Consider the following 21,309-nt stretch of genomic DNA (forward strand, 5'->3'; position numbering starts at 1 on the left):
GATCCGGTCAAAAACGGCCGATGGCGGCGGGTTTCTCGGGATTCTCGTCCCGTTTCGGCAAACCTAATTACACGGGTCGGCATGTACGCGGTATGTCCGACCGTTACGACGTCGCGATCGCGGGGGCCGGGCCGGCGGGCGCACAGTGTGCCCGCGATCTGGCCGCTCGGGGCTACGACGTCGTCGTCCTCGAGACGGAGGCCGAATCCGAGTTCCCGCGGCAGAGCAACAAATCGACCGCGGGGACGTTCCCGTCCATGATGTCCGCGTTCGGGATCCCGGACGACGTCGTGATGTCCTACACCGACGACGTGGTGTTGGAGTCGCCGAACGACTACTACGAGTCCTACCAGCCGGGTGCGGTGTTGGAGTTCGCCGACTTCAAGCGCTACCTCGTCGCCGACGGTCGCGAGAAGGGCGCGGAGTACCGCTTCGACGCGCGGGTCTCCCGACCGATCCTCGACGACGACGGCGTCATCGAGGGGGTCAGGTACAGCGGGGACGAGGAGGTGTACGCCGACATCGTCGTCGACGCGACCGGGCCGGCCGCGCCGATCGCGAGCGCGCTCGACGTCGTCGATCTCGAGCGCGAGAACCAGGCGATCGGCATCGAGTACGAGTTCGAGGGGATCGATCTGGACCACCCCGAGTACGCCGACCTCCGGCGGGCGATGATGCTCCGGCTCGACCACGACATCGCTCCCGGCGGCTACTCGTGGATCTTCGCCACCGGCGAGGACACCGCGAAGGTCGGGCTGTGTTACATCCAGAACGACCGCCACCGCGAGGCCGGCGAGGAGGGAAAAACCATCGACGGCTACCTCGAAGGGTGGCTCGAGTCCGATCCCCGGTTCGCGGACGCCGAGCGCCTCGAGGGGAAGGTCCACCGCGGGTCGGCACACATCCAGCGACCCGGGCGGATGCACACGGACGGCTTCCTCGCCATCGGCGACACCGTCCCCACGATCGACCCGCTGTGGGGAGAGGGGATCCACAAGGGGATGAAGTCCGCGCGCGCCGCGGCGATGTCGATAGACCGCTGTTTCACCGACGCCGATCGGCCGAGAGACGCGGAGAGCCTCGCGATCTACGAGACGCTTTGGCACCGTGACGTCGCCCCGCGGATGAACTCGCGGCTGGTGCTCACGGAGCTCCTGTATCTCGCGCCCAACGAGCGGTACGACCGGCTCATGCGTGACCTCCGACGGACGGACGAGGACACGCTGGCGGCGGTCAACCGGGGAGACAAACGCGCGATGCGAAAGCTGATCCACCTCGACGACCTCCCGCTTCTGGGGCGGTACCTCCGCGGGCGGTTCGGTTCGTCGTGATCGGAGAACGAGCGGTTCGGTTCGTCGTAATCGGAGGAGATGAGGCGGATCGAAGACTCCCGGCTCAGCGTTCCTCGAGCGGGACGAACTCGGACGTCTCGGGACCGGTGTAACGCGCTCGCGGGCGAATGAGCCGATTGTCATCCTGATACTCGTGGACGTGAGCGACCCAGCCGCCGGCACGGCTCATCGCGAAGATGGGCGTGTACAGGTCCATCGGGATCCCCATGGCGTCGTAGACGGAGCCCGAGTAGAAGTCGACGTTCGGGGCGATACCCTTCTCCACGAGTCCCTCCTCCTCGAGGTACGACTCGATGGCGGTCGTGTACTCGAGCCACTTCCCGTCGCCGGAGGATTCGGCGAGATCGCGCAGCTTCTCCTCTAATATCTTCGCACGCGGGTCCTTCACCTTGTACACGCGGTGGCCGAAGCCGGGGATCCGCCGACCGTTCTCCCTCGCGTCGGCGATCCACTCGACCGGGTCCTTTCCGGAGTCGTCCACCTCGTGTAGCATCTCCATGACGTCCTGGTTCGCGCCGCCGTGAAGCGATCCGGAGAGCGCGCCGATCCCGCCGGTGACGCTGGAGTAGACGTCGGCCATCGTCGACCCGATGACGATGGCCGTGAACGTCGAGGCGTTGAGTCCGTGGTCGGCGTGGAGGGTCAACGCCATGTCGAAGGTCTCCTCGCTCACGTCGTCGGGCTCGGACCCGGTGAGCATGTACAGGAAGTTCCCGGCGTGAGACAGCTCCGGGTCGGGGTCGACGGCCTCCTCGCCCTGACGGGCCCGCTCGAAGGCCGCCAGGATCGTGGGGATCTTTGCCGTGATCTTCGATCCCTCCGCGAGGACGTCGCCGTCGTCGTCCCCGTCGTACGCCGAGAGCATCGACACCGCGGTTCGGAGCGCGGCCATCGGTCGCTCGCCGGCGTCCGCGAGGGTGCGAACGGTAGCGATCACGTCGTCGTCGACGGATCGCTCGGCGGCGAGCCTCTCCCGGAACTCCTCGAGCTCCGCGGGCGTCGGAAGCGAGCCGTGCCAGAGCAGGTGGAGCACCTCCTCGTAGCTCGCACCGCGTGCCAACTCCTCGATGTCGTATCCGCGGTAGACGAGCTTCCCGACCTCCCCATCGACGTGACTGAGCTCCGACTCCGCGACGAGGACGCCTTCCAACCCGCGTTTCAGCTCGTTCGACATGCCATGACCTTCCGACCACCGCCAAAAAAGCGTTATCTTTCAGGAGGAAACGAGTACGACGATCGTGGTACGCCGCTGCGGCGACCGACGACGCCGCATCAGCGCGCGGGGACGACCGTGATCGTCCGTTTCCGGTCGATCGCGTCCTCCAACTCCTCGGCGATCGCGGAGCCGCGTGACACCTGGACCTCGCCGCCCCGACCGACCGTCGCGGTGAAGAGGTACTCGTCGTTCGCGCGAACTTCGACCGTCTCGCCGACGCCGGCGTCGACGTCTAAGACGACGTGTCTCGACGTTATCTCCGGGGTGACGACGGATCCGCGCTCCTCGCCCACCTGCCCGTCGCGGCCGCCGCTCGAACCGTCGCGTCCGTTCCCGCCGGGGCCGCCTCCGGCCGCACTTCCGCCGGAATCGCCCGGCTTCTCCGCGTGGGTCCGCACGTCGATCTCGATCCCGAGACGGCCCTCGATGTCGCTTATGCGGCCGCCGCCCTTCCCGATCACGGTGCCGATGTCGCCCTCGTCGACGTACACGATCGCCTCGTCGTCGCCTCTGAGCGCCACGTCGACGTGCCCGTGAGCGACGGAGCGGATCTCGCGTTCGATCTCCTGTTTCGCGATGCGCCCGACGCCGGATTCGGCCTCGCCGCCGTCGCCGTCCTCGTTCAGCGGGACGGTGACCACCTGCCGGTTGAAGGTGTAGATCTCGTACTCCGGCCGGCCGGTCTCGAAGTTCGACACCTGGATGACCGGCCGCGCGAGGTCCTCCGCGGTGAGCCCCGCGGGCACCTTCACCTCCGTCGTCACGTCGTACACCGTGTGGACTTCCCCCGCCTCGATGTAGACGACCGTGTCGACGATCTGGGGGATCATCCCCAGCTCGACGCGACCGACGAGCCGCTGGAGCGCGTCGATGGCGCGGGAGGCGTGGACGACGCCGACCATGCCGACGCCGGCCATCCGCATGTCCGAGAACACCTCGAAGTCGTTCGTCTTCCGGACCTCGTCGTAGATGGTGTAGTCGGGCCGGACCAAGAGCAGCGAGTCGGCAGTGTTCTCCATCTTCCCGCCGAGCGCGCCGTACTGGGTGATCTCCGGACCGACTTGGAGGTCCCGCGGCTTCTCCATCGTCTTGACCGCGTAGTCGTTGTCGTTGAGGAACTCCGCGACCGCCTGCGCGAACGTCGACTTGCCGGCCCCCGGAGAGCCCGAGATGAGTACGCCGCGTTTCCGCTCGAGGAAGCGCTCGCGAAGCTCGTCGGCGAACTCGTAGTCGTCGAGCGTCGTCTTCGCGATGGGCCGAACCGCCGTGATCTCGATCCCGTCGGCGAAGGGTGGGCGGGCCACCGCGATCCGGTAGTTCCGGTACTGGACGATGTCCATCCCGTCGTCGGAGAGTTCGATGAACCCGTCCGAGGACTGCCGCGCGAGGTCCACGATCGAGTTCGCCAGCTCGGCCATCCGCTCCTCGCTCGTCTCCTCCTCCTCGATGACCACGTAGCGCATCTCGCCGAGCGACCCGCGTTTGGCCTTCGGCTTCGTCCCCGCCTTCAGGTGGACGGACATCGTCTCGTCGGTGAAGTACTCCTCGATGGGCAGCTCGTCGACGACGCCGCGGGCGACCGGCTCGACGTACTCGACGTCGATCCCTTTCGCTCTGGCGACCTCCGCCTGAACGACGTCGCTGGAGAGGAGCGTGGCGTCGTTGTCGGCGGCGACGTCGCGGATGAGCGCGTCGACGTCGCCCTCGGCGGCGCGCGAGCGCTGGTCGCCGCTCGGGCGGTCGCCGACGTACCGCAGATCGATCCGGCCCTCGTCGCGAAAGGCGGCGAGCCGCTTGAGCTCCTCGAGGCCGTCCCATCCCGACTCGAGCCCGTCGTTGGCCTGCGACTCCAGCTCGCCGACGACGGCCTCGGGGACGACGACCGTCACCCCTTCGTAGCTGCCGTCCTCGACGCGTTCGGACACGCGGCCGTCGACGACCGCACTGGTGTCCGGTACTACGTTCATATGCGAGTTCCGGGCGGGAACCGTATAAGCGTGTTCGACCCGGCCGCGACGCGTGCGCGGCGGGATCCGGGGAGCCAAGCGCCGTTGCGGTGGAGTCGACGGCCCGCGACCGCCGTCACTCCGCGGACTCGGTCGGCTTCTCGAGCGGTCCCGCGTCGCCCCCGGTCGTCTCGTCCGCCTCGTCCGTCTCGTCCGCGTTCGCTTCCCCGTCGTCCTCCGACGTGACGACCTCGGAGACCGTCTCGACGACGGCGAGCTCGTGGGCGCGGTACGCCGCAACGAGCCGGTGGCAAACGACGTAGCTGGGGACCGCCGCGACGACGGCGAGGATCAGATTGCCGACGAGGATCCGGGAGACGATCGCCGGGCCGGCCGAGAGCGACACCTCCGCCGGCGTCACGCCCGGAACGGGCCCGAGGATGGCCACGCCGAGCGTGAAGCTGGCGGCGTAGACGCCCCACTTCACCGCCGGGTTGAAGACGACGACTGAGGCCAAAAGCGCCGCCTTGTTGATCCGGCTCGACGCCCACGCGAGCGCGACGAACGCGAGGAGGCCGGTCCCGAGCGTCGGCAGCATCGTGATGAAGACGCCGACCGAGAAGCTGCCGGCCGTCTCCCGCACGGTGTGCTCCTCGGAGAACGAGCGCTGGATCTCGGTTTTGACCCGCCCGGCCCAGTCGTTCATCCGACGGAGGATCATTCGAGGAACGCTACGTCGGCACGGAGAATGTAGTTACCGGCGGCGGTCGACGCGGCCGACGTCGCCCCGGCGGCCGGTCGCGGCGGTCGTCCGGGGTGGGTCACCCCCGGCGTCAGTCGTCCGCGGCCGCGGTCGCCTCCCGCTCGCGTTTCACGTCCTCGGCGTACGCGAGGAAGTTGTCGAAGATCGACTTCGCCTCGCAGGCGGCCTCGAACGCCTCCGGCGTGATCCCGGCGAGGACCTCGTCGACGCGGGCGTCGCCGAGTCGGTCGCGTTTCCCCTCGGTGACCTCCTCGGCCGTCTCGACGTCGTACTCCGGGTGGAACTGGACACCCCAGCAGTGGCCCTCCCGGAACGCGTGGACGCCGTGTTCGTTCTCGGCGAGCAGCGTCGCGCCCGGCGGGAGGTCGACGACCGCGTCGCCGTGGGTCGTGAAGACGGTGAACGACTCCGGCACGTCCTCGAACAGCTCGTCGCCGCGGTGCTCGACCGTGTTGTACCCGATCTCGAACCCGTCCATGCCGGCGACGCGGCCGCCGAGCGCCTCCGCGAGCACCTGGTGACCGTAACAGACGCCGAGCACCGGCACGCCGTCGTCGGCCGCCTCGGCGACGTAGTCGACGAGCTTCGGGATCCACGCCTCGTCCCAGTAGACGGACGAGCGGGAGCCGGTGATGACGACCCCGTCGAAGTCGGTGTGTTCGGGGAGGTGTGCGTCGGTCGCGTCGAACTCGGCGAGGTCGGCGTCGAACTCCCGGCGGAAGTTGCGTCGGGTGTGCTCGCCGTCGTGAGCGGCGTTCAGCAGCGCGAATCGGAGTCGGCTCATGACCGATCGCACGAGCGAGGGGCTCAAAACCGTTGTGGCGGCGACGGAAGCCTCCGGTGTCGGCGACGGGAGCCCCCGACACCCCGATCGCCGGCGGTCTACGCGTCCGGATCGGTCGTGTGCTCGGCGAGCCAGCTGGCGACGAGATCGTTGACCTCGGCCGACGCCTCAACGCCGACGAGGTGGCGCGCCCCTTCGACCGCGTGAAACTCGCCGCGGGGGAGTCCCTCGGCGAGCGTCTCGCCGGCGGAGCGCGGACAGACGGCGTCCTCGCTCCCGTGGACGACGAGCGTCGGCAGCGTCGCCTCGTGGAGGCGGTCTGCGAGGTCGAACCCCTCGACGGCCGCCCGGTGCGCCTCGAAGGTCTCGCGGTCCGCGTCCTCGGCGAGCCGCCACTCGACGATCCGCGAGAGCGCGTCGGCGTGCTCCCGCCGGAACCGCTCGGAGAGCAGCCCCGCCAGCGACCCCCTGACGGCGTCCGGATCCGCCGGGTCCGCCCACACCCCGGCCGGGCCGTAGGCGTCGCCGATCGGCGGCGTCCCGACGAGCGTCAGGCTCGCGGGCCGCGAGGACTCGAGCCCGTACGCGAGCGCGACCATCCCGCCGAGCCCGTAGCCGACGAGGTGGGCGTTCCGGACCCCCTCGGCGGCACACACCGCTTCGAGATCGCCGGCGAGCGCCTCGACGGTGTACGGTCCCGGCGGCGCGTCCGAGCGCCCCACGCCGCGCGACTCCGGCGTGACGACCGTGTGTGGCCCCGCGAGCGCAGCGTGTTGCCAGCCGAACTGCCACGCACCGAGGCCCACGTCGCCACAGAACACCACCGCTTCGCCGTCGGCCGAGCGACCCTCGTCGATCTCGTATCGGATCGAGACGCCGCCGTTGCTCGCGTGCGGCATGACCGGTGGTTACGCCTCTTGGAGCGTCCGCAACACGTCGGGAGCCGCGTCGAGCGCGTCGTCGAGGGCGTCGACGTCCGGACCGCCGCCCTGCGCGAAGTCCGGCGGGCCGCCGCCGCCGCCGCCGACGCGTCCGGCGAGTTCGGCGACCACCTGGCCGGCGTCCACGTCGACGCCGTCGGGGACCCCGACGACGAAGCTCGCCGAGCCGTCGGCGCCGCTGCCGATCACCGCGACCTTGCCGTCGTCGACGTGGGCGTTCGCGGTCGCGCGCAGCTCGTCGGTGTCGCCGTCGAGCCGCTGGATCACGGCGGTCGTGCCGTCGATCTCGACCTCCTCGGCGTCCGCGCCGCCGGAGGCTCGCGCGGCCGCGAGATCCTCTTTGAGCGTCTCGATCTCCTTGCCGCGGCCCTTCCACTCCTCGAAGAACCGCTCCGCGGTCTCGGGCACGTCGAGCGGGTCGACGTCGAGGGCGTCGGCAGCGTCGTACAGCGCGTCCTCCGTGCGCTGGGTCGACTCGATGGCCGCGCCGCCGGCGGCGAAGACGATCCGCTCGACGCCGTCCTGGACCGGCTCCGTCTTCAGCACCTTGACCGCGCCGATGTCGCCGGTGCGGTCGACGTGGGTGCCCGCACACGCCTGGACATCCGCGTCGCCCACGTGGATCAGCCGGACGTTGGTTCCCGGCGGCACCCCACCCTGATAGAGGTCGAAGCCGTGTTCGGCCTCCGCCTCGTGCCGGTGGGGCCACTCCTGTCTCACCGGGACGTTCTCGCGGACCAGTTCGTTGGCGACGCGCTCGATCTCGCGGACGTCCTCGCGGGTGATCCGGTCGTAGTGGCGAACGTCGAGCCGGGAGGAGTCGAGGCCCTTCTGTGCGCCCGCCTGCCGGACGTGATCGCTGAGGACCTCGCGGGCCGCGTGCCCGATCAGGTGCGTCGCGGTGTGGTGGACGCGCAGCCGCTCGCGGCGGTCGCCGTCGACCTGCCCGCGGACGAACTCGCCCTTCCCGGGGTCGGCGTCCGCGCGGTGTAACACGACGCCATCGACCTCTTGGACGTCGGTGACCTCGGCGGTGGTCTCGCCGCCGACGAGCTGGCCGCGGTCGGCCGGCTGACCGCCCCCCTCCGGGTAGAACATCGTCTGGTCCAACACCACGTCGTACCCGTCCTCGGCCTCGAACACGTCGAGGACGACCGCCTCGAACTCCGTCCGACCCTGGTCGTCGTAGAAGAGCTTCTCCGTCTCGGGGAGGTCGCGGAACCGCTCGTCGCGGTCCTCCTCCTCGTCCGCGTCGCCGATCTCCTCGTGGCGGTCCGCGACGAGCGCGTAGAAGTCGTCGGGTACGTCGACGCTCGCGCCGCGGTCGGCCGCGATCTCCGCGACCATGTCCGGCTGGATCCCGTGGGAGTCGTACAGCTCCAAGAGGTCCTCGGTCGGGATCGCCTCGCCCGTGCCGGCGTACTCGTCCGCGAGCTGTTCGACCTTCCGCGAGCCGCGCTCGAGCGTCTTCCGGTACTTTCGCTCCTCCGTGCGGACGATCTCGCGGATCGTGTCGCGGTTCTCGTAGCCGAGCCGATCGGCCTGTATGTCGACGAGCTCGTCGAGCGGGGCGTCGACGCCGACCTCGTCGACGAGCCGCTTCGTCCGCCGGAGCACCATGCGCGCGAGGTACCCCGTGCCGACGTTCGAGGGCACGATCCCGTCGCCGAACATGTACGCGAGCGTGCGCGAGTGGTCGGCGATCGCGTAGATCGACTCGAGCGGCTCGACGAGCTCGCGCAGGCGGTCGACGTCGACGTCGAGCCGCTCCGCGATCTCGCCGCGGGCGTCCTCCACGTCGTCGACGTCGTCGATGTCAAGCCGGCCGGAGAGCTTGGCTGCGCGGGCGACGAGCCGCTCCTCCTCCTCGGTGTACGCGAGGCCCGCGTTCTCCTTCAAGAAGTCGATGGCGTCGGGGTAGATCGCCTCGTAGACGGTGGGTGTCCCCTGACTCATCCACGTCCACCGCTCCAGGCCGTAGCCCGTGTCGACGATGTACGTGTCCATGAACGAGTAGGTGTTCCCGTCCTTCATCTCGTAGTCGCCGTCGGGGTCCCGCTCCATACACATGAAGACGAGCGTGGCCAGCTCCGCGCCCTTGTAGATGACCTCGATCGCGGGGCCGGCGTTGCCGCCGCCGACCCACGGATCCTCGATGTAGGTTATCTCCTCCAGATCCGCACCGAGTTCCTCGAAGAGCCCGTCGCAGTACTCGACCGTCTCGTCCTTCCAGTACACCTCGCCCTCGTAGGCGTACTCCGCCTCGGCGTCCTCGCGCGTGTTGAACGCGTGGTGGGCCATCATCTCGAACGCCATCGTGTGGCGGCCCGTCTTCCCGACGTTGTCGATGTCCTGCATCCGGATACAGGGCTGTGAGATGGTGAGCGGGTTCGCCGGCGGGGGCGTCTCGCCCGACGTGACGAGCGGCTGGAAGTCGTAGATCGACGCCTGCGTCAGGAGGACGTCGTCGCGCCAGCGGTTCGCCGCGACCGGGTACGGGTCGATCCGCTCGTGGCCGTGGTCCTCGAAGTACGAGAGGAACGCCTCGCGCATCTCCGAGAGGGTGTACGACTCGGGGAACCCCGGGTCGTCGATGAAGCTGTAGTCCTCACACGGCGGTTCGCCGCACAGTTCGCGGTCGGGGTCGCGCGTCCAGAAGTGCGCCCCGCAGGAGGGGCACTCCCTTCGCTCGAACCCCTCCTCCTCGAAGTAATCGAGGCGGTACTCCGCTTCGAGATCGCTCATTACCATGTCGTGACCCGTGTTCGTCCAAAAGGGTTCCGGGGCGCGGGTACGGCGGGAGACCGGTCACATCCGGGAGGATTCGGGGAGTCCGAGGGAGTTCGATCGGATACTACTCGCGCAACAGCGGGCGCGAGGAGTTCGTCACCACCAACAGGCTCGAGAGCCCCATCGCGACCGCGGCGAAGAGCGGGTTCAGGAGGCCCGTCACCGCGAGCGGGATGGCGACCGCGTTGTACAGGAACGCCCAGCCGATGTTCCCCTTCACGCGCCGGCCCGCCGCCCGCGACAGCTCGAAGACCGTCTCGACGGACGAGAGGTCGTCGTCGACGACGGCCACGTCGGCCGCGTCGGCCGCCATGGCCGTGCCGCCGCCGAGCGCGATCCCGAGGTCCGCGGCCGCGAGCGCGGGCGCGTCGTTGGTCCCGTCGCCGACCATCACGGTCCGCCCGCGTCCCTTCAGCCGCTCGACCGCCTCGGCCTTCCCCTCCGGAGGGACCCCCGCGAACACCTCCGAGACCGCGTCGTGCTCGCGGAAGACGGTCGACGCGCGCGCGTCGTCACCGGTGAGCACGACCACCTCGACGCCGGCGTCGGCGAGCGCGGTCACCGTCTCCTCCCACCCCTCCCGTAACTCGTCGCCGACGACGACCAAGCCCTCCGCCGCGCCGTCGCGACCGATCGCGACCGGCACGCGCCCCACGTCGCGGGCGTCCGCGACCGCCTCGCGGATCGCGTCCGGAACCGCCCACCCCCGCTCGTCGAACAGGTCGGGGTGGCCGACGACGACCTCGCTCCCGTCCACGACGCCGGAGACGCCGCGCGCGTGGCTCTCGAAGTCCTCGACGGTCGGGTCGTCGGGGGCGGGACCGGAGGCGGAGCCGTCGTCCGAGACGCCGTCACCGGCTTCGACCGATCCCTCGGTCGCGGTCCCGCCGTCGGTGGAGACGGCTTCGCTCCCCGCGTCGTCCGAGTCGTCGACGCCGACCGACCGTGCCGCCGCGATCGCCCGGCCGACCGGGTGCGCCGATCGCGACTCAAGCGCCGAGGCGTACGCGAGCAGGTCGTCGTCCACGTCGCGCTCGAGGAGGCGCATCTCGCCGGTGGTGAGCGTCCCGGTCTTGTCGAATACGACGGTGTCGGCTCCGCGGATCCGCTCGAAGACGGTGTCGTCGAAGACGACGATGGAGCGCTCGAGCGCGTCGCGGATCCCCGCCGCGACCGCGAGCGGGGTCGCGAGCCCGAGCGCGCACGGACACGAGACGATGAGCACGGTGAGCCCGACGAGCATCGCGGTCGCGACGCCGTTGCCGAGCGCGAGGTTGGCCGCCGCGACGACGACGGCCATCGCGAGCACGAGGGGGACGAAGACGGTCGCGAGCCGGTCGGCGAGCTTCTGGACGCCGTGATTGCCGCTCTGGAGGTCCCACACGAGCTCCGCGACGCGATCGAGGCTCGAGCTCGCCTCCTCGCCCACGGCGACCGTGAGCGAGCCGTCGGCGACGACGGAGCCGCCGACGACCGCATCGCCCGGCTCCTTGCGGACCGGCATCGACTCCCCCGTCACGACCGACTCGTCGACGGCTGCGTCGCCGTCGATGACCTCGCCGTCGACGGGGACTCGTTCGCCCGCGCGGACGAGCACGCGGTCGCCCGGCTCCAACGCGTCGAGCGCGACCTCGGTCGGCTCGTCTCCCTCTTCCTCCCCGCCGTCGCCGCTCCCGCTGCCGACCCGCCGCGCCGTGTCGACCTGGACCGCGGTGAGATCGGAGAGCAGCTCGGTCGCCCGCCGTTTCACCGAGGACTCGTAGTGGTTGCCGACGGTGACGATCACGATGATGGCGACCGTCACGTCGTAGTAGACGGAGGGGTCGGGAAGCAGCGCGACCGCGAGCGTGCTGTAGAGGTACGCGCTGAGGGCGGCGATCGCCACGAGCAGGTCCATGTTCGGCGACCGCGTCCGCGCGCTCACGTACGCGCCCCGGAGGATCGGCTTCCCGGTGACGAAGAGGACGATCGTCGTCAACACGCCGAGCACGATGAAGAAGTACGTCCCCGACGTCGAGGACATCGCCTGATCGAGGTACTCCAGGGTCCGCTGGTTGTAGAAGGGGAACGCGAACTCCGTCGGGTAGATCAACACGACGTACTGGAGCATGACGGCCATCCCGACGAGCACGCCGATCGCGAGCCGAGCGATCGCGAGGTTGTCCGACTGCCGCCGCGAGAAGGCGTCGTCGCGGGAGTACGCGCTGTAGCCGAGCCCGCTCACCGCGTCAGCGAGGTCGTCCGCGGAGACGTCGGCGGGGTCGTGGTCGATCCGCACGGTGTCGGTGACGTAGCTCGCGCTCGCTGCGCTGACGCCCTCGGTGTCGGTCGCGACCGTCTCGATGAACGCCTCGCAGGTCGCACAGTGCATCCCGTCCACCTCAAGGAACGTCGCCTCGTGGTCCGCGGGGGTCTCGGGTTCGCCGGCAGGGCCGTCGCCGGCGGCCGCCTTCTCACCTCCGTCCTCCCCGTCCCGTCGCGCCGCGACGTCCTCGGCATCCACGTCGACGTCGCCGAGCGCGTCGTACACGTCCCGGCAGCCGACACAGCAGAACCGGTTGCCCTCGTCGTCGACGACCTCGACGCCCTCGGTCGGGAGGTCACAGAGCGTACAGTCGGGGAACGGTCGGTCATCGGGCGAATCGTCGCCGATCGTCCCGTCGCCGGTCGCCCCGTCACCGGTCGTTCCGTCGTCCGTGCTCATCGCTCAGGCACCTCCGAGACCGCCGAATCCGGCCACGTCCGTCATCCCGCCGATCCAACCCATTCCGGCCATCCCGGCGTCGAGCGGGTTCCAGAACGGGAGCCGGGGGTGCGGGACGTGGATCCCGACCGACATCAGCCCGTGCGCGAACAGGACGTATCCGAGCGCGAGAAAGGCGATCCCGAGCAGGCGGTGGACCCGCCGCCTGTGGACCGCGTCGACGCTTCCGATCAGTGTGCCGTACAGGAGCACCGCGGGCATCGTCCCGACGCCGAGCGCGCCCAGCGCGAGCCCCCCCGACAGCGCCGACCCGCTCGCGAACGCGTAGAGGTACGCCGGGTAGAGGATCGGACAGGGGAGGAGCCCGTGGACCGCGCCGAGCGCGACGATACCCGGCCCGTTCGCGAGCCGGTCGACGTGGCCCGTCAGCCAGCCCGTGACCCGTTCGAGCCCCGGCAGGTGGACGCCACCGGTCGCGCCGCCGAGGACGTACCGGACGCCGACCGCCATCACGAGCGCGCCGACGCCGAGGCCGACGACGCCGCGGATAGTTCCCGCGGCACCCGTGATCGTCGCGGTCGTCACGAGGACGACCCCGCCGAGCGCGCCGAGTGCCGCGCCGATGAGCGCGTAACTCGCCGTCCGCCCGAGGTTGAACAGCGCGTGCTGGCGCACCTCGTAGGTGGTGAGGTGACCGCTCCGGGCGCCGCGGTCGGTCCGGGTCGCCGCCGCGCCGCCCGCACCGGTCGCGTCGCCCGCACCGCCGGTCGCGTCGCCCGACCCGTGCGTTCCGTGCCCGCCGCCGTCGGTCCGGCCCGCGTCGGGGTCCATCCGGGCCGCGTAGGTCGTCACGAGCGGTCCGCACATCCCGATACAGTGGGCGCCGCCGAGCAGGCCGATGGCGAGGAACAACAGGACGTCGACGCCGAGCAGGCTGGATGGGTCCATCGCGTGGTTCACCTCAGATTTGGCGCGCGTGCGGTAATGGGTTTCGTCGGTTCCGGCCGGCGTGGAATCGGCGATTCGGTACGTGGAGGTGGACCGATACCCGACATCTCACTCCTCGACGATCACGGCCCCGACCATCCCGCCCGTCTCGTGGGGGATACAGACGTAGTCGTATCGGCCGGGGACCGAGAACGTGTGCGAGAAGCGGTCGCCGTTCTCGAGGCGGCCGCCGAAGTCGGACCACGCGTCGCGGGCGGCGGCCTCGCTCTCGAACCCGCCGGAGGCGAAGTAGTCGGCCGCCTCCGGGATCGCGTCCTCGTAGGCGGTGACGGTGTGGCCGCGGACGCTCGTGTTCTCCCAGACGACGCGGTCCCCGACCTCGACGGTCACCTCCTCGGGGACGAACCCGGTGGCGGTCATCCCGACGTCGTACTGGTCCGCGAGACAGCCGGCGAGGGCGAGCGAGGTCCCGACCGCGACGCCGGCCGTTCCGGCGCGCTCGAGGAACCGTCTCCGGTACATACCCGACCTCGGGGTTTCGATCGTTTGAATACCGCGGTTGACCCCATCGATCGGGAAACGACTTCGACTCGCGCGCTCGTCATCGACGTTGGACCGAACGCCGCGGGTGGATCACGGCGTAGCCGAATCTCTCGTCAAATCCCGCCGTTTTCGTCGTTTTCGCCCGTTTCGTCGCCCGGGCTCGCGTACCCGTCGCCGGCCTCGGTACGCCTCGCGTAGACCGCGACCGCGACCGCGGTGAGAAACCAGATCGGCGCGCCTACCCGAACCGCGAAGGCGGCGCGGGCTCCCCACGACTCCAGCGTGACGAAAAGCGAGAGGAAGGCGACGATCGGGGCCCCGACCAGGATCGTGACGACGAAGGTCGTCTGCATCACCCAGCCGTAGTCGACGCCCTCGACCTCGACCTCCTCGACGGGTTGCACGGGTGAGCTACCGGGACGGATCGACATATCGGTGGCGGTCGAGGCCTCCTCTCTCCCCTTCGTCGGCGGTTGCGCCGGATCCGCTCCGCGGCTCGATCCGTGGATCCCGGCGGTTTTAATCGGACGGGGACTGACTCTCGGTCGATGACCACGACGCGGGGACTCCGGGACCGCGAGGAGCCGATCACGATGCTCACCGCCTACGACGCACAGACCGCGGCGGTCGTCGACGAGGCGGGGATCGACGTCGTCCTCGTCGGCGACAGCATGGGCAACACCGCCTTAGGTTACGACTCGACGCTCCCGGTGACGATGGCGGACGTGCGCTCCCGAACGGCCGCCGTCGCGCGCACGGTCGAGGACGCGCTCGTCGTCGCCGACATGCCGTTCCTCTCGTTCGGACTCGAGGAGGCGGAGTCGGTCCGCAACGCCGGGGAGCTCCTCAAGGAGGCCGACGCCGACGCAGTGAAGATCGAGAGCGGGCCACACACCGTCGAAACCACTCGGCGGATGACGGAAGTGGGGATCCCCGTGATGGCACACCTCGGGCTCACGCCCCAACACGTCAACCGGCTCGGTGGATACACCCGACAGGGGACCGACGAGGAGGCCGCGACGGAGATCCTCGACCTCGCCCGCGCCCACGAGGAGGCGGGCGCGTTCGCGCTGGTGTTGGAACACGTCCCGTCCAACCTCGCGGCGGCGGTCACCGACGCCCTCGAGACGCCGACGATCGGGATCGGCGCCGGCGGCGACTGCGACGGACAGGTCCTCGTGGTCGACGACGTGATCGGACTCGGCGAGTGGTCGCCGCCGTTCTCCCGGCAGTTCGGCGACGTCCGCGGCGAGATGGAGCGGGCGATCGGAGAGTACAGGGACGCGGTCGAAAGCGGCGAGTTCCCCGCCGAGGAGCACGCGCACGTCGAGGAGGATCTCGAGGGCGTGTACCGCACGGACGACGAGTGAACCCCGGCCGCGGAGTCTCGCTTTTCGCCGATCCCGGCAAAGGTATTTCACCTGATTGGTCGTTCGAGAGGGCATGGACGTCCTCTGTGTCGACGGCGATCCCGACTCCTTCGAGCGGACGGCGGCGGGGTTGGAGGAGGAACTCGCCGACGTCACGCTCCACCCGGCGTCCACGGCCGAACGGGCGCTCGAACTGCTCGCGGCCGAGCCGATCGAGTGCGTCGTCAGCACCCACGAACTCCCCGATCGTGACGGCGTCGAACTCCTGACGTCCGTTCGCGAGGAGCACGGTTCCCTCCCGTTCCTCCTCGCGCCGCGGGCGGGGAGCGAACGGATCGCCGCGGCGGCGGTGGCCGCCGGCGTCACCGGATACGTGCCGTCCGACGCGCCCGAGGGGCGGAGCGCGGCGATCGCCGCTCGCGTCGGCGAGGCGGTCGGCCGGCACGACGCCCACACGGCGGCCGACCGAGACCGACAGTTGGTGGCGCTCCACGAGGCGAGCGCGGCGCTCATCACCGCGACCACCAGAGAGGAGGTCGCGGAGGTGGCCGTCGAGGCGGTGAGCGACATCCACGGGCTGGTCGCCAGCACGGTCTACCTGTACGACGACGAGGCGAACGCGGTCGAGCCGGTTGCGTCGACGGAGGCCGCTCTGGAACTCTCCTGGGACACCGACGAACCGCCGACGTACGGCCCCGGGGAGAGCATCGTCTGGCGCGCCTTCGAGCGGGGGGAGGCGGAGCGGGTCGGAAACGTCCCGGCCGATCCCGACGCCGCCAATCCGGAGACGACGATCCGGAGCCAGCTCACCGTCCCGCTCGACGAGTACGGCGTTCTCGTGACCGGATCGCACGCCTCGAACGCGTTCGACGAACGCGACGTGACGCTCGGACGGATCCTCGCCGGGAACGTCGTCGCCGCGCTCGAACAGGTCGACAGACGCAGGGAGTTGGCCCGCCGGAACGAGCGGTTGGACGAGTTCGCAAGCGTCGTGGGCCACGACCTCCGGAATCCGCTATCGGTCGCCACCGGACGGCTCGATCTGGCGCGGGAGGACATCGATCCCGACTCCCCCGCGAACGAGCATCTGGAGGCCGTCGAGTACGCTCTGGATCGGATCGAGACGCTGATCGACGACCTGTTGCGGCTCGCCCGCGAGGCGACCGAGGAACCCGACCTCGAGTCGATCCGACTGTCCGAGCTGGTCGATCACTGTCGCGGGGCCGTCGACGCCGACAGCGCGACCCTCCAGGTGGCGGCGACTCGGTCGATCTACGCGGACGAGAGCCGCGTCCGCCAGTGCTTCGAGAACCTGATCCGGAACAGCGTGGAACACGGTTCGACGAGCAGTCGGCCGTCGGCCGACGACAGCGTGGAACACGGTCGTTCGAGAGACGGCGACGGCATCGAACGCTCCGTCAGCGACGTGACCGTCACGATCGGCGAACTCTCCGACGGCTCGGGCATCTACCTCGAGGACGACGGTCCGGGTATCCCGCCGGAGAAACGCGAGCGAGTCTTCGACACCGGCTACTCGACTCGACGAGAGGGAACCGGATTCGGCCTGCGGATCGTCGAGCGGATCGTCGAGTCACACGGATGGGACATCGCGGTCGCCGAGAGCGAATCCGGCGGCGCGCGCTTCGAGATCACGGGCATCGAGTTCGTCGCGGAGGACGCCGACTGAGGCCCCGCCACTCGTCCGGATCCGACGCCGCTCACCGGCCGAGATGCGTGATGTCCCGACGCAGCGAGTAGCCCTTGGGGACGCCGACCACGCCGAGACACTCCGCACACAGCACCCGCTCGTAGTCCCGGTTCGTGTCCTTCTCGAGGAGCGAAACCGCCTCGAGCGGAAAGGTCGACTCACACCGGTCGCACTCCGCCTTGTCGCCGTCGACGATCTTCATTCGACGGCCAGTTCGTCGAACCCGTATAAAAACTCGCGGACGGCGTTATCACTCGGCGAAACGAGTGGATCAAAAATCGCGGTACCGTGGGGCGATGTCGCCCCGGTGATCGACGCGGTGGTGCGGTGTGGACCCGGGCTCAGCCGAAGAGCTCGCCGAGACCCTCGCCGCCGTCGCCCTCGTCCTCGTCCTCGTCGTCGTCGGCCTCCTCGGCCTCGGCCTCCTCGTCGTCGCCGTCGTCGGCCTCCTCGGCCTCGTCGGCGGAGCCGCCGGAAGCGGCGCCCGCGGCAGGGGCCGCGGCGGCCGTCTCGATGGCCTCCTCGATGTCGACGTCCTCCAGCGCGGCGACGAGCGCCTTGACGCGGGACTCCTCGACGTCGACGCCGGCGGCTTCCAGCACGCCGGTGACATTGTCCTCGTTGATCTCTTCGCCAGTCTCGTTCAGGATGAGCGCAGCGTAAACGTATTCCATTGGTGTAACCTCGTGTTATCCGAACATCGCGCCGAGTCCCTCGCCGCCGTCGTCGCCGTCGTCGTCGGCGTCGTCGTCGGTGGATTCCTCGGCGTCTTCCGTTTCTTCGTCGACCTGTTCTTCCTCGTCGGCGTCGTCCGTCTCGGGAGCCGGGGCGGCTTCGACGCCCTGTAGCTCCTCGGGGAGCGCCTCCTCGTCGTCGATCTGCGCGGCGAGCGCGCGGAGCTGGGCGTCGGCCTTCCCGATGAGGTCGGGCACGACGTCCGGGCTCTCGATCTCCGCGAACAGCCCGACCGACTTCGCCTCGCCGGACGCCTTCGCGAGAAGGGTGCCGGCGGTGGCGGCCGTCGGGTAGGCAGCGTTGACCGAGAGGTTGCGCGCGGCGGCCGCGGCGGACTGGACGTCCGCGCGGTACTCGTCCACGTCGATCGCGAGCTCGTCCGGCTCGAAGAGGACGCCCTCGGAGTAGACGCCCTTCAGGTCGAGCCCGACCTCCTTCGGCTCGATGCCGAGCTCGGTCAGGACGTTCGCGAGGTCGTCGTCGACGACCTCGCCCTCCTCGAGGACCTTCGAGTCCTCGGTCACCTTGATCGACCCGTCCATGATTCGTGCGGACGCGCCCACGGTCTGTAACTCGCCGACGAACGGTCCCGGATCGACGCCGGTGTCACCCTCGGGGATGACGACGTCGTTCGGGGCGACCTCGCCCGCGTTGATCGGGGCCGGCGTTTTCGAGGCCTCGAGCTGCTTGTAGAGCCCGAAGGGATTGTCGTTGGTGCCGATGAGCGCGACCTGACCGGAGACGTACCCGGTCAGCTCCTCGACGCCCTCGTCGACCTCCTCCAGCGCGCGGACCGTGAGCGTGTTGCGGCTCATCCGGACGTCCGCGGAGCCGTGAAGCTCGCGGCGCATGGCCTGGAGCTGGCGGCTCGGGATGCCGGCGACGCCGACGATCCCGACGGAGTTGAACGAGTCGATGAACTCGACGAGCTCGTCGACTTCGTCCTGCTTCCACTGCGGGATCGTCTCGGTCTTGCGGGCGGAGCTCATACGGGCACCTCCTTCGCGGGACCCATCGTGGTCTTCACGTAGATCCCGTCGATGTTGAGCGGGCCCTTCTCGAGGTCGGCCTCGAGCCGACGGATGATGACGTCGATGTTGCTCGAGATGTCCTCGGAGTCCATGTCCTCCGCACCCACGCGGGTGTGGAAGGTGCGCCGATCACGCGATCGGAGCTGGACCGTGTTCTTCATCCGGTTTACTGTCTCGACGACGTCGTCGTCCGGCTGTAGGGGAGTCGGCATCTTGCCGCGCGGACCGAGGACGGTACCGAGGTACCGACCGATGTCCTGCATCAGGTTGGCCTCCGCGACGAAGAAGTCGGTCTCGTCGGCCAGGTCCTTCGCGCGGTCGTCGTCGTCTCCGAGGTCGGCGAGGTCCTCGCCGTCGAGGACCTCGTCGGCGACTTCGGCGGCGCGGACGGCGGTTTCGCCCTCCGCGAAGACGACGATGCGTGTCTCCTGTCCAGTTCCAGCCGGCAGCACGACGGACTCGTCGACGCGATTCGACGGATCGTTGAGGTCGAGGTCTCGCAGGTTGATGGCGAGGTCCACCGTCTCGCGGAAGTTCCGCTCGGGGGCCTCATCGAGTGCGAGGGTCACGGCCTCTTGTATTGTGTCTGCCATTTTCACCTCCGTAGTACGCAGGTCGCTCCTACGGGTCAGTGAAACAGGCGAAGCCTGTCTCATCGGAGAGTGGCCCATCGGACGCTTAAAACCGTCGAAGCACCCGTCCCCGTGTGAACCGGCGACAGGCCCCGTGGCGGCGGAACGTCGACGCGGTCCCGGCAGGGGGAGGTCGACTCGGCCCCGGTAGGGGGAGGTCGGTGCGGCCCCGTTGGCGACGCGAGGGACGACCGCCACGTGTACGACGTGCGTCGAACCCGAATGTCGTCGTGTAGGGGAACCCTTTTGACGGCGCTTACCGACCCGTAACGCAATGACTCAGGGTGGTCCAGCGTGACGATGGACGATCGGATCGAGGACCTCCGCGAGCGCCGCGAACGAGCCGCGAAGGGCGGCGGCGACGAGCGGATCGCCTCCCAACACGAGAAGGGGAAAATGACCGCCCGCGAGCGGATCGAGTACTTCCTCGACGACGGCACGTTCCACGAGTTCGACCGCTTCCGCACCCACCGGAACCACACCTTCGGAATGGAGGAACGTCGGATCCCCGGCGACGGCGTAGTGACGGGGTACGGCGAGGTGAACGGCCGCAAGACGTTCGTGTTCGCACACGACTTCACCGTCTTCGGCGGCTCGCTCGGCGAGGTGTTCGCCGAGAAGGTGTGTAAGGTGATGGACAAGGCGATGGACGTGGGCGCGCCCGTGATCGGCCTCAACGACTCCGCGGGCGCGCGGATCCAGGAGGGCGTCGCCTCGCTCGGCGGCTTCGCCGAGGTCTTCCGGCGCAACACGGAGGCGTCGGGCGTGATCCCGCAGATATCGGCGATCATGGGGCCCTGTGCCGGCGGCGCGGTGTACTCGCCGGCCATCACCGACTTCACCTTCATGGTGAAGGACACCTCCCACATGTTCATCACCGGGCCGGACGTGATCGAGACGGTCACCGGCGAGGAGGTGAGCTTCGAGGAGCTCGGCGGCGCGGTCACCCACACCTCGACCTCGGGCGTCGCCCACTTCGCCGAGGAGAGCGAGGAGGACGCCCTCGACGACATCGCCCGATTGCTCTCGTACCTCCCGCAGAACAACGTCGAGGACCCGCCGCGCGTCGAGCCGTGGGACGACCCCGAGCGCGCCGACGAGGAGCTCACCCACGTCGTCCCCGACGCCCCTCGGAAGCCCTACGACATGAAGGAGGTCATCGAGCGGGTCGCCGACGAGGGCTCCTTCTTCGAGGTTCAGGAGAACTTCGCGAAGAACGTCGTCGTCGGCTTCGCCCGCCTCGACGGCCGTTCGATCGGGATCGTCGCCAACAACCCGCGGGTCAACGCCGGCACGCTCGACATCGAGTCGAGCCAGAAGGCCGCGCGGTTCGTCCGCTTCTGTGACGCCTTCAACGTCCCCATCCTCACCTTCGAGGACGTGCCCGGCTTCATGCCCGGGACGGACCAGGAGCATGACGGGATCATCCGCCACGGCGCGAAGCTGTTGTACGCCTTCTCGGAGGCGACGGTCCCCCTCCTCACCGTTATCACCCGGAAGGCGTACGGCGGGGCCTACTGCGTGATGTCCTCGAAGCACATCGGCGGCGACGTGAACTACGCGTGGCCGACCGCGGAGATCGCGGTGATGGGGCCGAAAGGGGCCGTGAACGTGCTCTACCGCGAGGAGCTGGAGGCGGCCGACGACACCGACGCCCACAGACAGGAGCTCATCGACGAGTACCGCGAGGAGTTCGCGAACCCCTACACCGCGGCCGACCGCGGCTTCGTCGACGACGTGATCGAGCCGACCGAGACCCGCGCCCGCCTGATCGACGACCTGGAGATGCTGACGGGCAAACGCGAGGACCAGCCCGACAAGAAACACGGCAACATCCCGATCTGAG

The 21,309-nt window shown here is 69.4% G+C and carries 18 protein-coding genes; 4 read left to right on the forward strand and 14 right to left on the reverse strand.

Features of this window, described 5'->3' with window-relative positions; translation table 11 throughout:
• Positions 1–92 precede the first annotated feature (92 nt).
• On the forward strand, positions 93–1,331 hold the full coding sequence (locus FN829_RS11220) for a digeranylgeranylglycerophospholipid reductase (protein ID WP_142987067.1): 1,239 nt from the start codon (positions 93–95) through the stop codon (positions 1,329–1,331).
• 64 nt (positions 1,332–1,395) lie between these two features.
• Here FN829_RS11220 and citZ read toward each other — a convergent pair whose 3' ends face one another.
• From citZ to FN829_RS11270, 10 genes are all read right to left on the reverse strand, one after another.
• The gene (gene citZ, locus FN829_RS11225) at positions 1,396–2,526 is read right to left on the reverse strand and encodes a citrate synthase (RefSeq protein WP_142987068.1); all 1,131 of its coding nucleotides are present in this window, start codon (positions 2,524–2,526) and stop codon (positions 1,396–1,398) included.
• 98 nt (positions 2,527–2,624) lie between these two features.
• Positions 2,625–4,535: a PINc/VapC family ATPase gene (locus FN829_RS11230; RefSeq protein ID WP_142987069.1), complete on the reverse strand. Its 1,911-nt coding sequence runs from the start codon at positions 4,533–4,535 to the stop codon at positions 2,625–2,627.
• A 115-nt stretch (positions 4,536–4,650) separates the two neighbouring features.
• Positions 4,651–5,235, reverse strand: coding sequence for a DUF2062 domain-containing protein (locus FN829_RS11235; RefSeq protein ID WP_142987070.1), 585 nt, complete (start codon positions 5,233–5,235; stop codon positions 4,651–4,653).
• 112 nt (positions 5,236–5,347) lie between these two features.
• Positions 5,348–6,061: a type 1 glutamine amidotransferase gene (locus FN829_RS11240; RefSeq protein ID WP_142987071.1), complete on the reverse strand. Its 714-nt coding sequence runs from the start codon at positions 6,059–6,061 to the stop codon at positions 5,348–5,350.
• Between the two features lie 98 nt (positions 6,062–6,159).
• On the reverse strand, positions 6,160–6,960 hold the full coding sequence (locus tag FN829_RS11245; protein ID WP_142987072.1) for an alpha/beta fold hydrolase: 801 nt from the start codon (positions 6,958–6,960) through the stop codon (positions 6,160–6,162).
• Positions 6,961–6,969: 9 nt separating this feature from the next.
• Positions 6,970–9,747, reverse strand: coding sequence for an alanine--tRNA ligase (gene alaS / locus FN829_RS11250; protein ID WP_142987073.1), 2,778 nt, complete (start codon positions 9,745–9,747; stop codon positions 6,970–6,972).
• A gap of 109 nt (positions 9,748–9,856) precedes the next feature.
• The gene (locus FN829_RS11255) at positions 9,857–12,496 is read right to left on the reverse strand and encodes a heavy metal translocating P-type ATPase (protein ID WP_142987074.1); all 2,640 of its coding nucleotides are present in this window, start codon (positions 12,494–12,496) and stop codon (positions 9,857–9,859) included.
• 3 nt (positions 12,497–12,499) lie between these two features.
• Complete coding sequence (locus FN829_RS11260) at positions 12,500–13,444, reverse strand: sulfite exporter TauE/SafE family protein (RefSeq protein ID WP_142987075.1); 945 nt, start codon at positions 13,442–13,444, stop codon at positions 12,500–12,502.
• A gap of 108 nt (positions 13,445–13,552) precedes the next feature.
• Complete coding sequence (locus FN829_RS11265) at positions 13,553–13,966, reverse strand: plastocyanin/azurin family copper-binding protein (protein ID WP_142987076.1); 414 nt, start codon at positions 13,964–13,966, stop codon at positions 13,553–13,555.
• 134 nt (positions 13,967–14,100) lie between these two features.
• Positions 14,101–14,391 carry a DUF5822 domain-containing protein gene (locus FN829_RS11270; protein WP_142987077.1) on the reverse strand — a complete coding sequence of 97 codons (291 nt, stop codon included), beginning with the start codon at positions 14,389–14,391 and terminating at the stop codon, positions 14,101–14,103.
• A gap of 144 nt (positions 14,392–14,535) precedes the next feature.
• Here FN829_RS11270 and panB point away from each other — a divergent pair, with 144 nt between their 5' ends.
• A complete protein-coding gene (panB, locus tag FN829_RS11275; RefSeq protein WP_142987078.1) occupies positions 14,536–15,357 on the forward strand; it encodes a 3-methyl-2-oxobutanoate hydroxymethyltransferase in 822 nt (273 codons plus the stop codon).
• A 73-nt stretch (positions 15,358–15,430) separates the two neighbouring features.
• Entirely contained in the window at positions 15,431–17,044 is a 1,614-nt protein-coding gene (locus tag FN829_RS11280; RefSeq protein WP_142987079.1) for an ATP-binding response regulator, read from the forward strand.
• Positions 17,045–17,075: 31 nt separating this feature from the next.
• On the opposite strand, the gene FN829_RS11285 is transcribed toward FN829_RS11280, so the two are convergent.
• The 4 genes from FN829_RS11285 to FN829_RS11300 all read right to left on the reverse strand — a co-directional run bounded on the left by FN829_RS11285 (position 17,076) and on the right by FN829_RS11300 (position 19,424).
• The gene (locus FN829_RS11285; RefSeq protein ID WP_142987080.1) at positions 17,076–17,267 is read right to left on the reverse strand and encodes a hypothetical protein; all 192 of its coding nucleotides are present in this window, start codon (positions 17,265–17,267) and stop codon (positions 17,076–17,078) included.
• Positions 17,268–17,406: 139 nt separating this feature from the next.
• Entirely contained in the window at positions 17,407–17,739 is a 333-nt protein-coding gene (gene rpl12p, locus FN829_RS11290; protein ID WP_142987081.1) for a 50S ribosomal protein P1, read from the reverse strand.
• 15 nt (positions 17,740–17,754) lie between these two features.
• Positions 17,755–18,789, reverse strand: a complete 1,035-nt coding sequence (locus tag FN829_RS11295; RefSeq protein WP_142987082.1) for a 50S ribosomal protein L10 — start codon at positions 18,787–18,789, stop codon at positions 17,755–17,757.
• The gene (locus tag FN829_RS11300; RefSeq protein WP_142987083.1) at positions 18,786–19,424 is read right to left on the reverse strand and encodes a 50S ribosomal protein L1; all 639 of its coding nucleotides are present in this window, start codon (positions 19,422–19,424) and stop codon (positions 18,786–18,788) included. The genes FN829_RS11295 and FN829_RS11300 overlap by 4 nt, the downstream gene beginning before the upstream one ends.
• Before the next feature lie 339 nt (positions 19,425–19,763).
• Between FN829_RS11300 and FN829_RS11305 the strand changes: the two genes are divergently transcribed.
• Positions 19,764–21,308 carry an acyl-CoA carboxylase subunit beta gene (locus FN829_RS11305; protein ID WP_142987190.1) on the forward strand — a complete coding sequence of 515 codons (1,545 nt, stop codon included), beginning with the start codon at positions 19,764–19,766 and terminating at the stop codon, positions 21,306–21,308.
• The last annotated feature ends 1 nt before the right edge of the window (position 21,309 follow it).

Source organism: Halorubrum cibi (genome assembly GCF_900182635.1).
Taxonomy (GTDB): Archaea; Halobacteriota; Halobacteria; order Halobacteriales; family Haloferacaceae; genus Halorubrum; species Halorubrum cibi.

Coding starts and splice junctions, on each gene's coding strand:
- FN829_RS11300 (WP_142987083.1), bottom strand. CDS start 19,424: ATGGCAGACACAATACAAGAGGCCGTGACCCTCGCACTCGATGAGGCC.
- FN829_RS11255 (WP_142987074.1), bottom strand. CDS start 12,496: ATGAGCACGGACGACGGAACGACCGGTGACGGGGCGACCGGCGACGGG.
- FN829_RS11240 (WP_142987071.1), bottom strand. CDS start 6,061: ATGAGCCGACTCCGATTCGCGCTGCTGAACGCCGCTCACGACGGCGAG.
- FN829_RS11220 (WP_142987067.1), top strand. CDS start 93: ATGTCCGACCGTTACGACGTCGCGATCGCGGGGGCCGGGCCGGCGGGC.
- FN829_RS11230 (WP_142987069.1), bottom strand. CDS start 4,535: ATGAACGTAGTACCGGACACCAGTGCGGTCGTCGACGGCCGCGTGTCC.
- alaS (WP_142987073.1), bottom strand. CDS start 9,747: ATGAGCGATCTCGAAGCGGAGTACCGCCTCGATTACTTCGAGGAGGAG.
- panB (WP_142987078.1), top strand. CDS start 14,536: ATGACCACGACGCGGGGACTCCGGGACCGCGAGGAGCCGATCACGATG.
- FN829_RS11295 (WP_142987082.1), bottom strand. CDS start 18,789: ATGAGCTCCGCCCGCAAGACCGAGACGATCCCGCAGTGGAAGCAGGAC.
- FN829_RS11245 (WP_142987072.1), bottom strand. CDS start 6,960: ATGCCGCACGCGAGCAACGGCGGCGTCTCGATCCGATACGAGATCGAC.
- FN829_RS11265 (WP_142987076.1), bottom strand. CDS start 13,966: ATGTACCGGAGACGGTTCCTCGAGCGCGCCGGAACGGCCGGCGTCGCG.
- FN829_RS11305 (WP_142987190.1), top strand. CDS start 19,764: ATGGACGATCGGATCGAGGACCTCCGCGAGCGCCGCGAACGAGCCGCG.
- citZ (WP_142987068.1), bottom strand. CDS start 2,526: ATGTCGAACGAGCTGAAACGCGGGTTGGAAGGCGTCCTCGTCGCGGAG.
- FN829_RS11280 (WP_142987079.1), top strand. CDS start 15,431: ATGGACGTCCTCTGTGTCGACGGCGATCCCGACTCCTTCGAGCGGACG.
- FN829_RS11235 (WP_142987070.1), bottom strand. CDS start 5,235: ATGATCCTCCGTCGGATGAACGACTGGGCCGGGCGGGTCAAAACCGAG.
- FN829_RS11260 (WP_142987075.1), bottom strand. CDS start 13,444: ATGGACCCATCCAGCCTGCTCGGCGTCGACGTCCTGTTGTTCCTCGCC.
- FN829_RS11285 (WP_142987080.1), bottom strand. CDS start 17,267: ATGAAGATCGTCGACGGCGACAAGGCGGAGTGCGACCGGTGTGAGTCG.
- rpl12p (WP_142987081.1), bottom strand. CDS start 17,739: ATGGAATACGTTTACGCTGCGCTCATCCTGAACGAGACTGGCGAAGAG.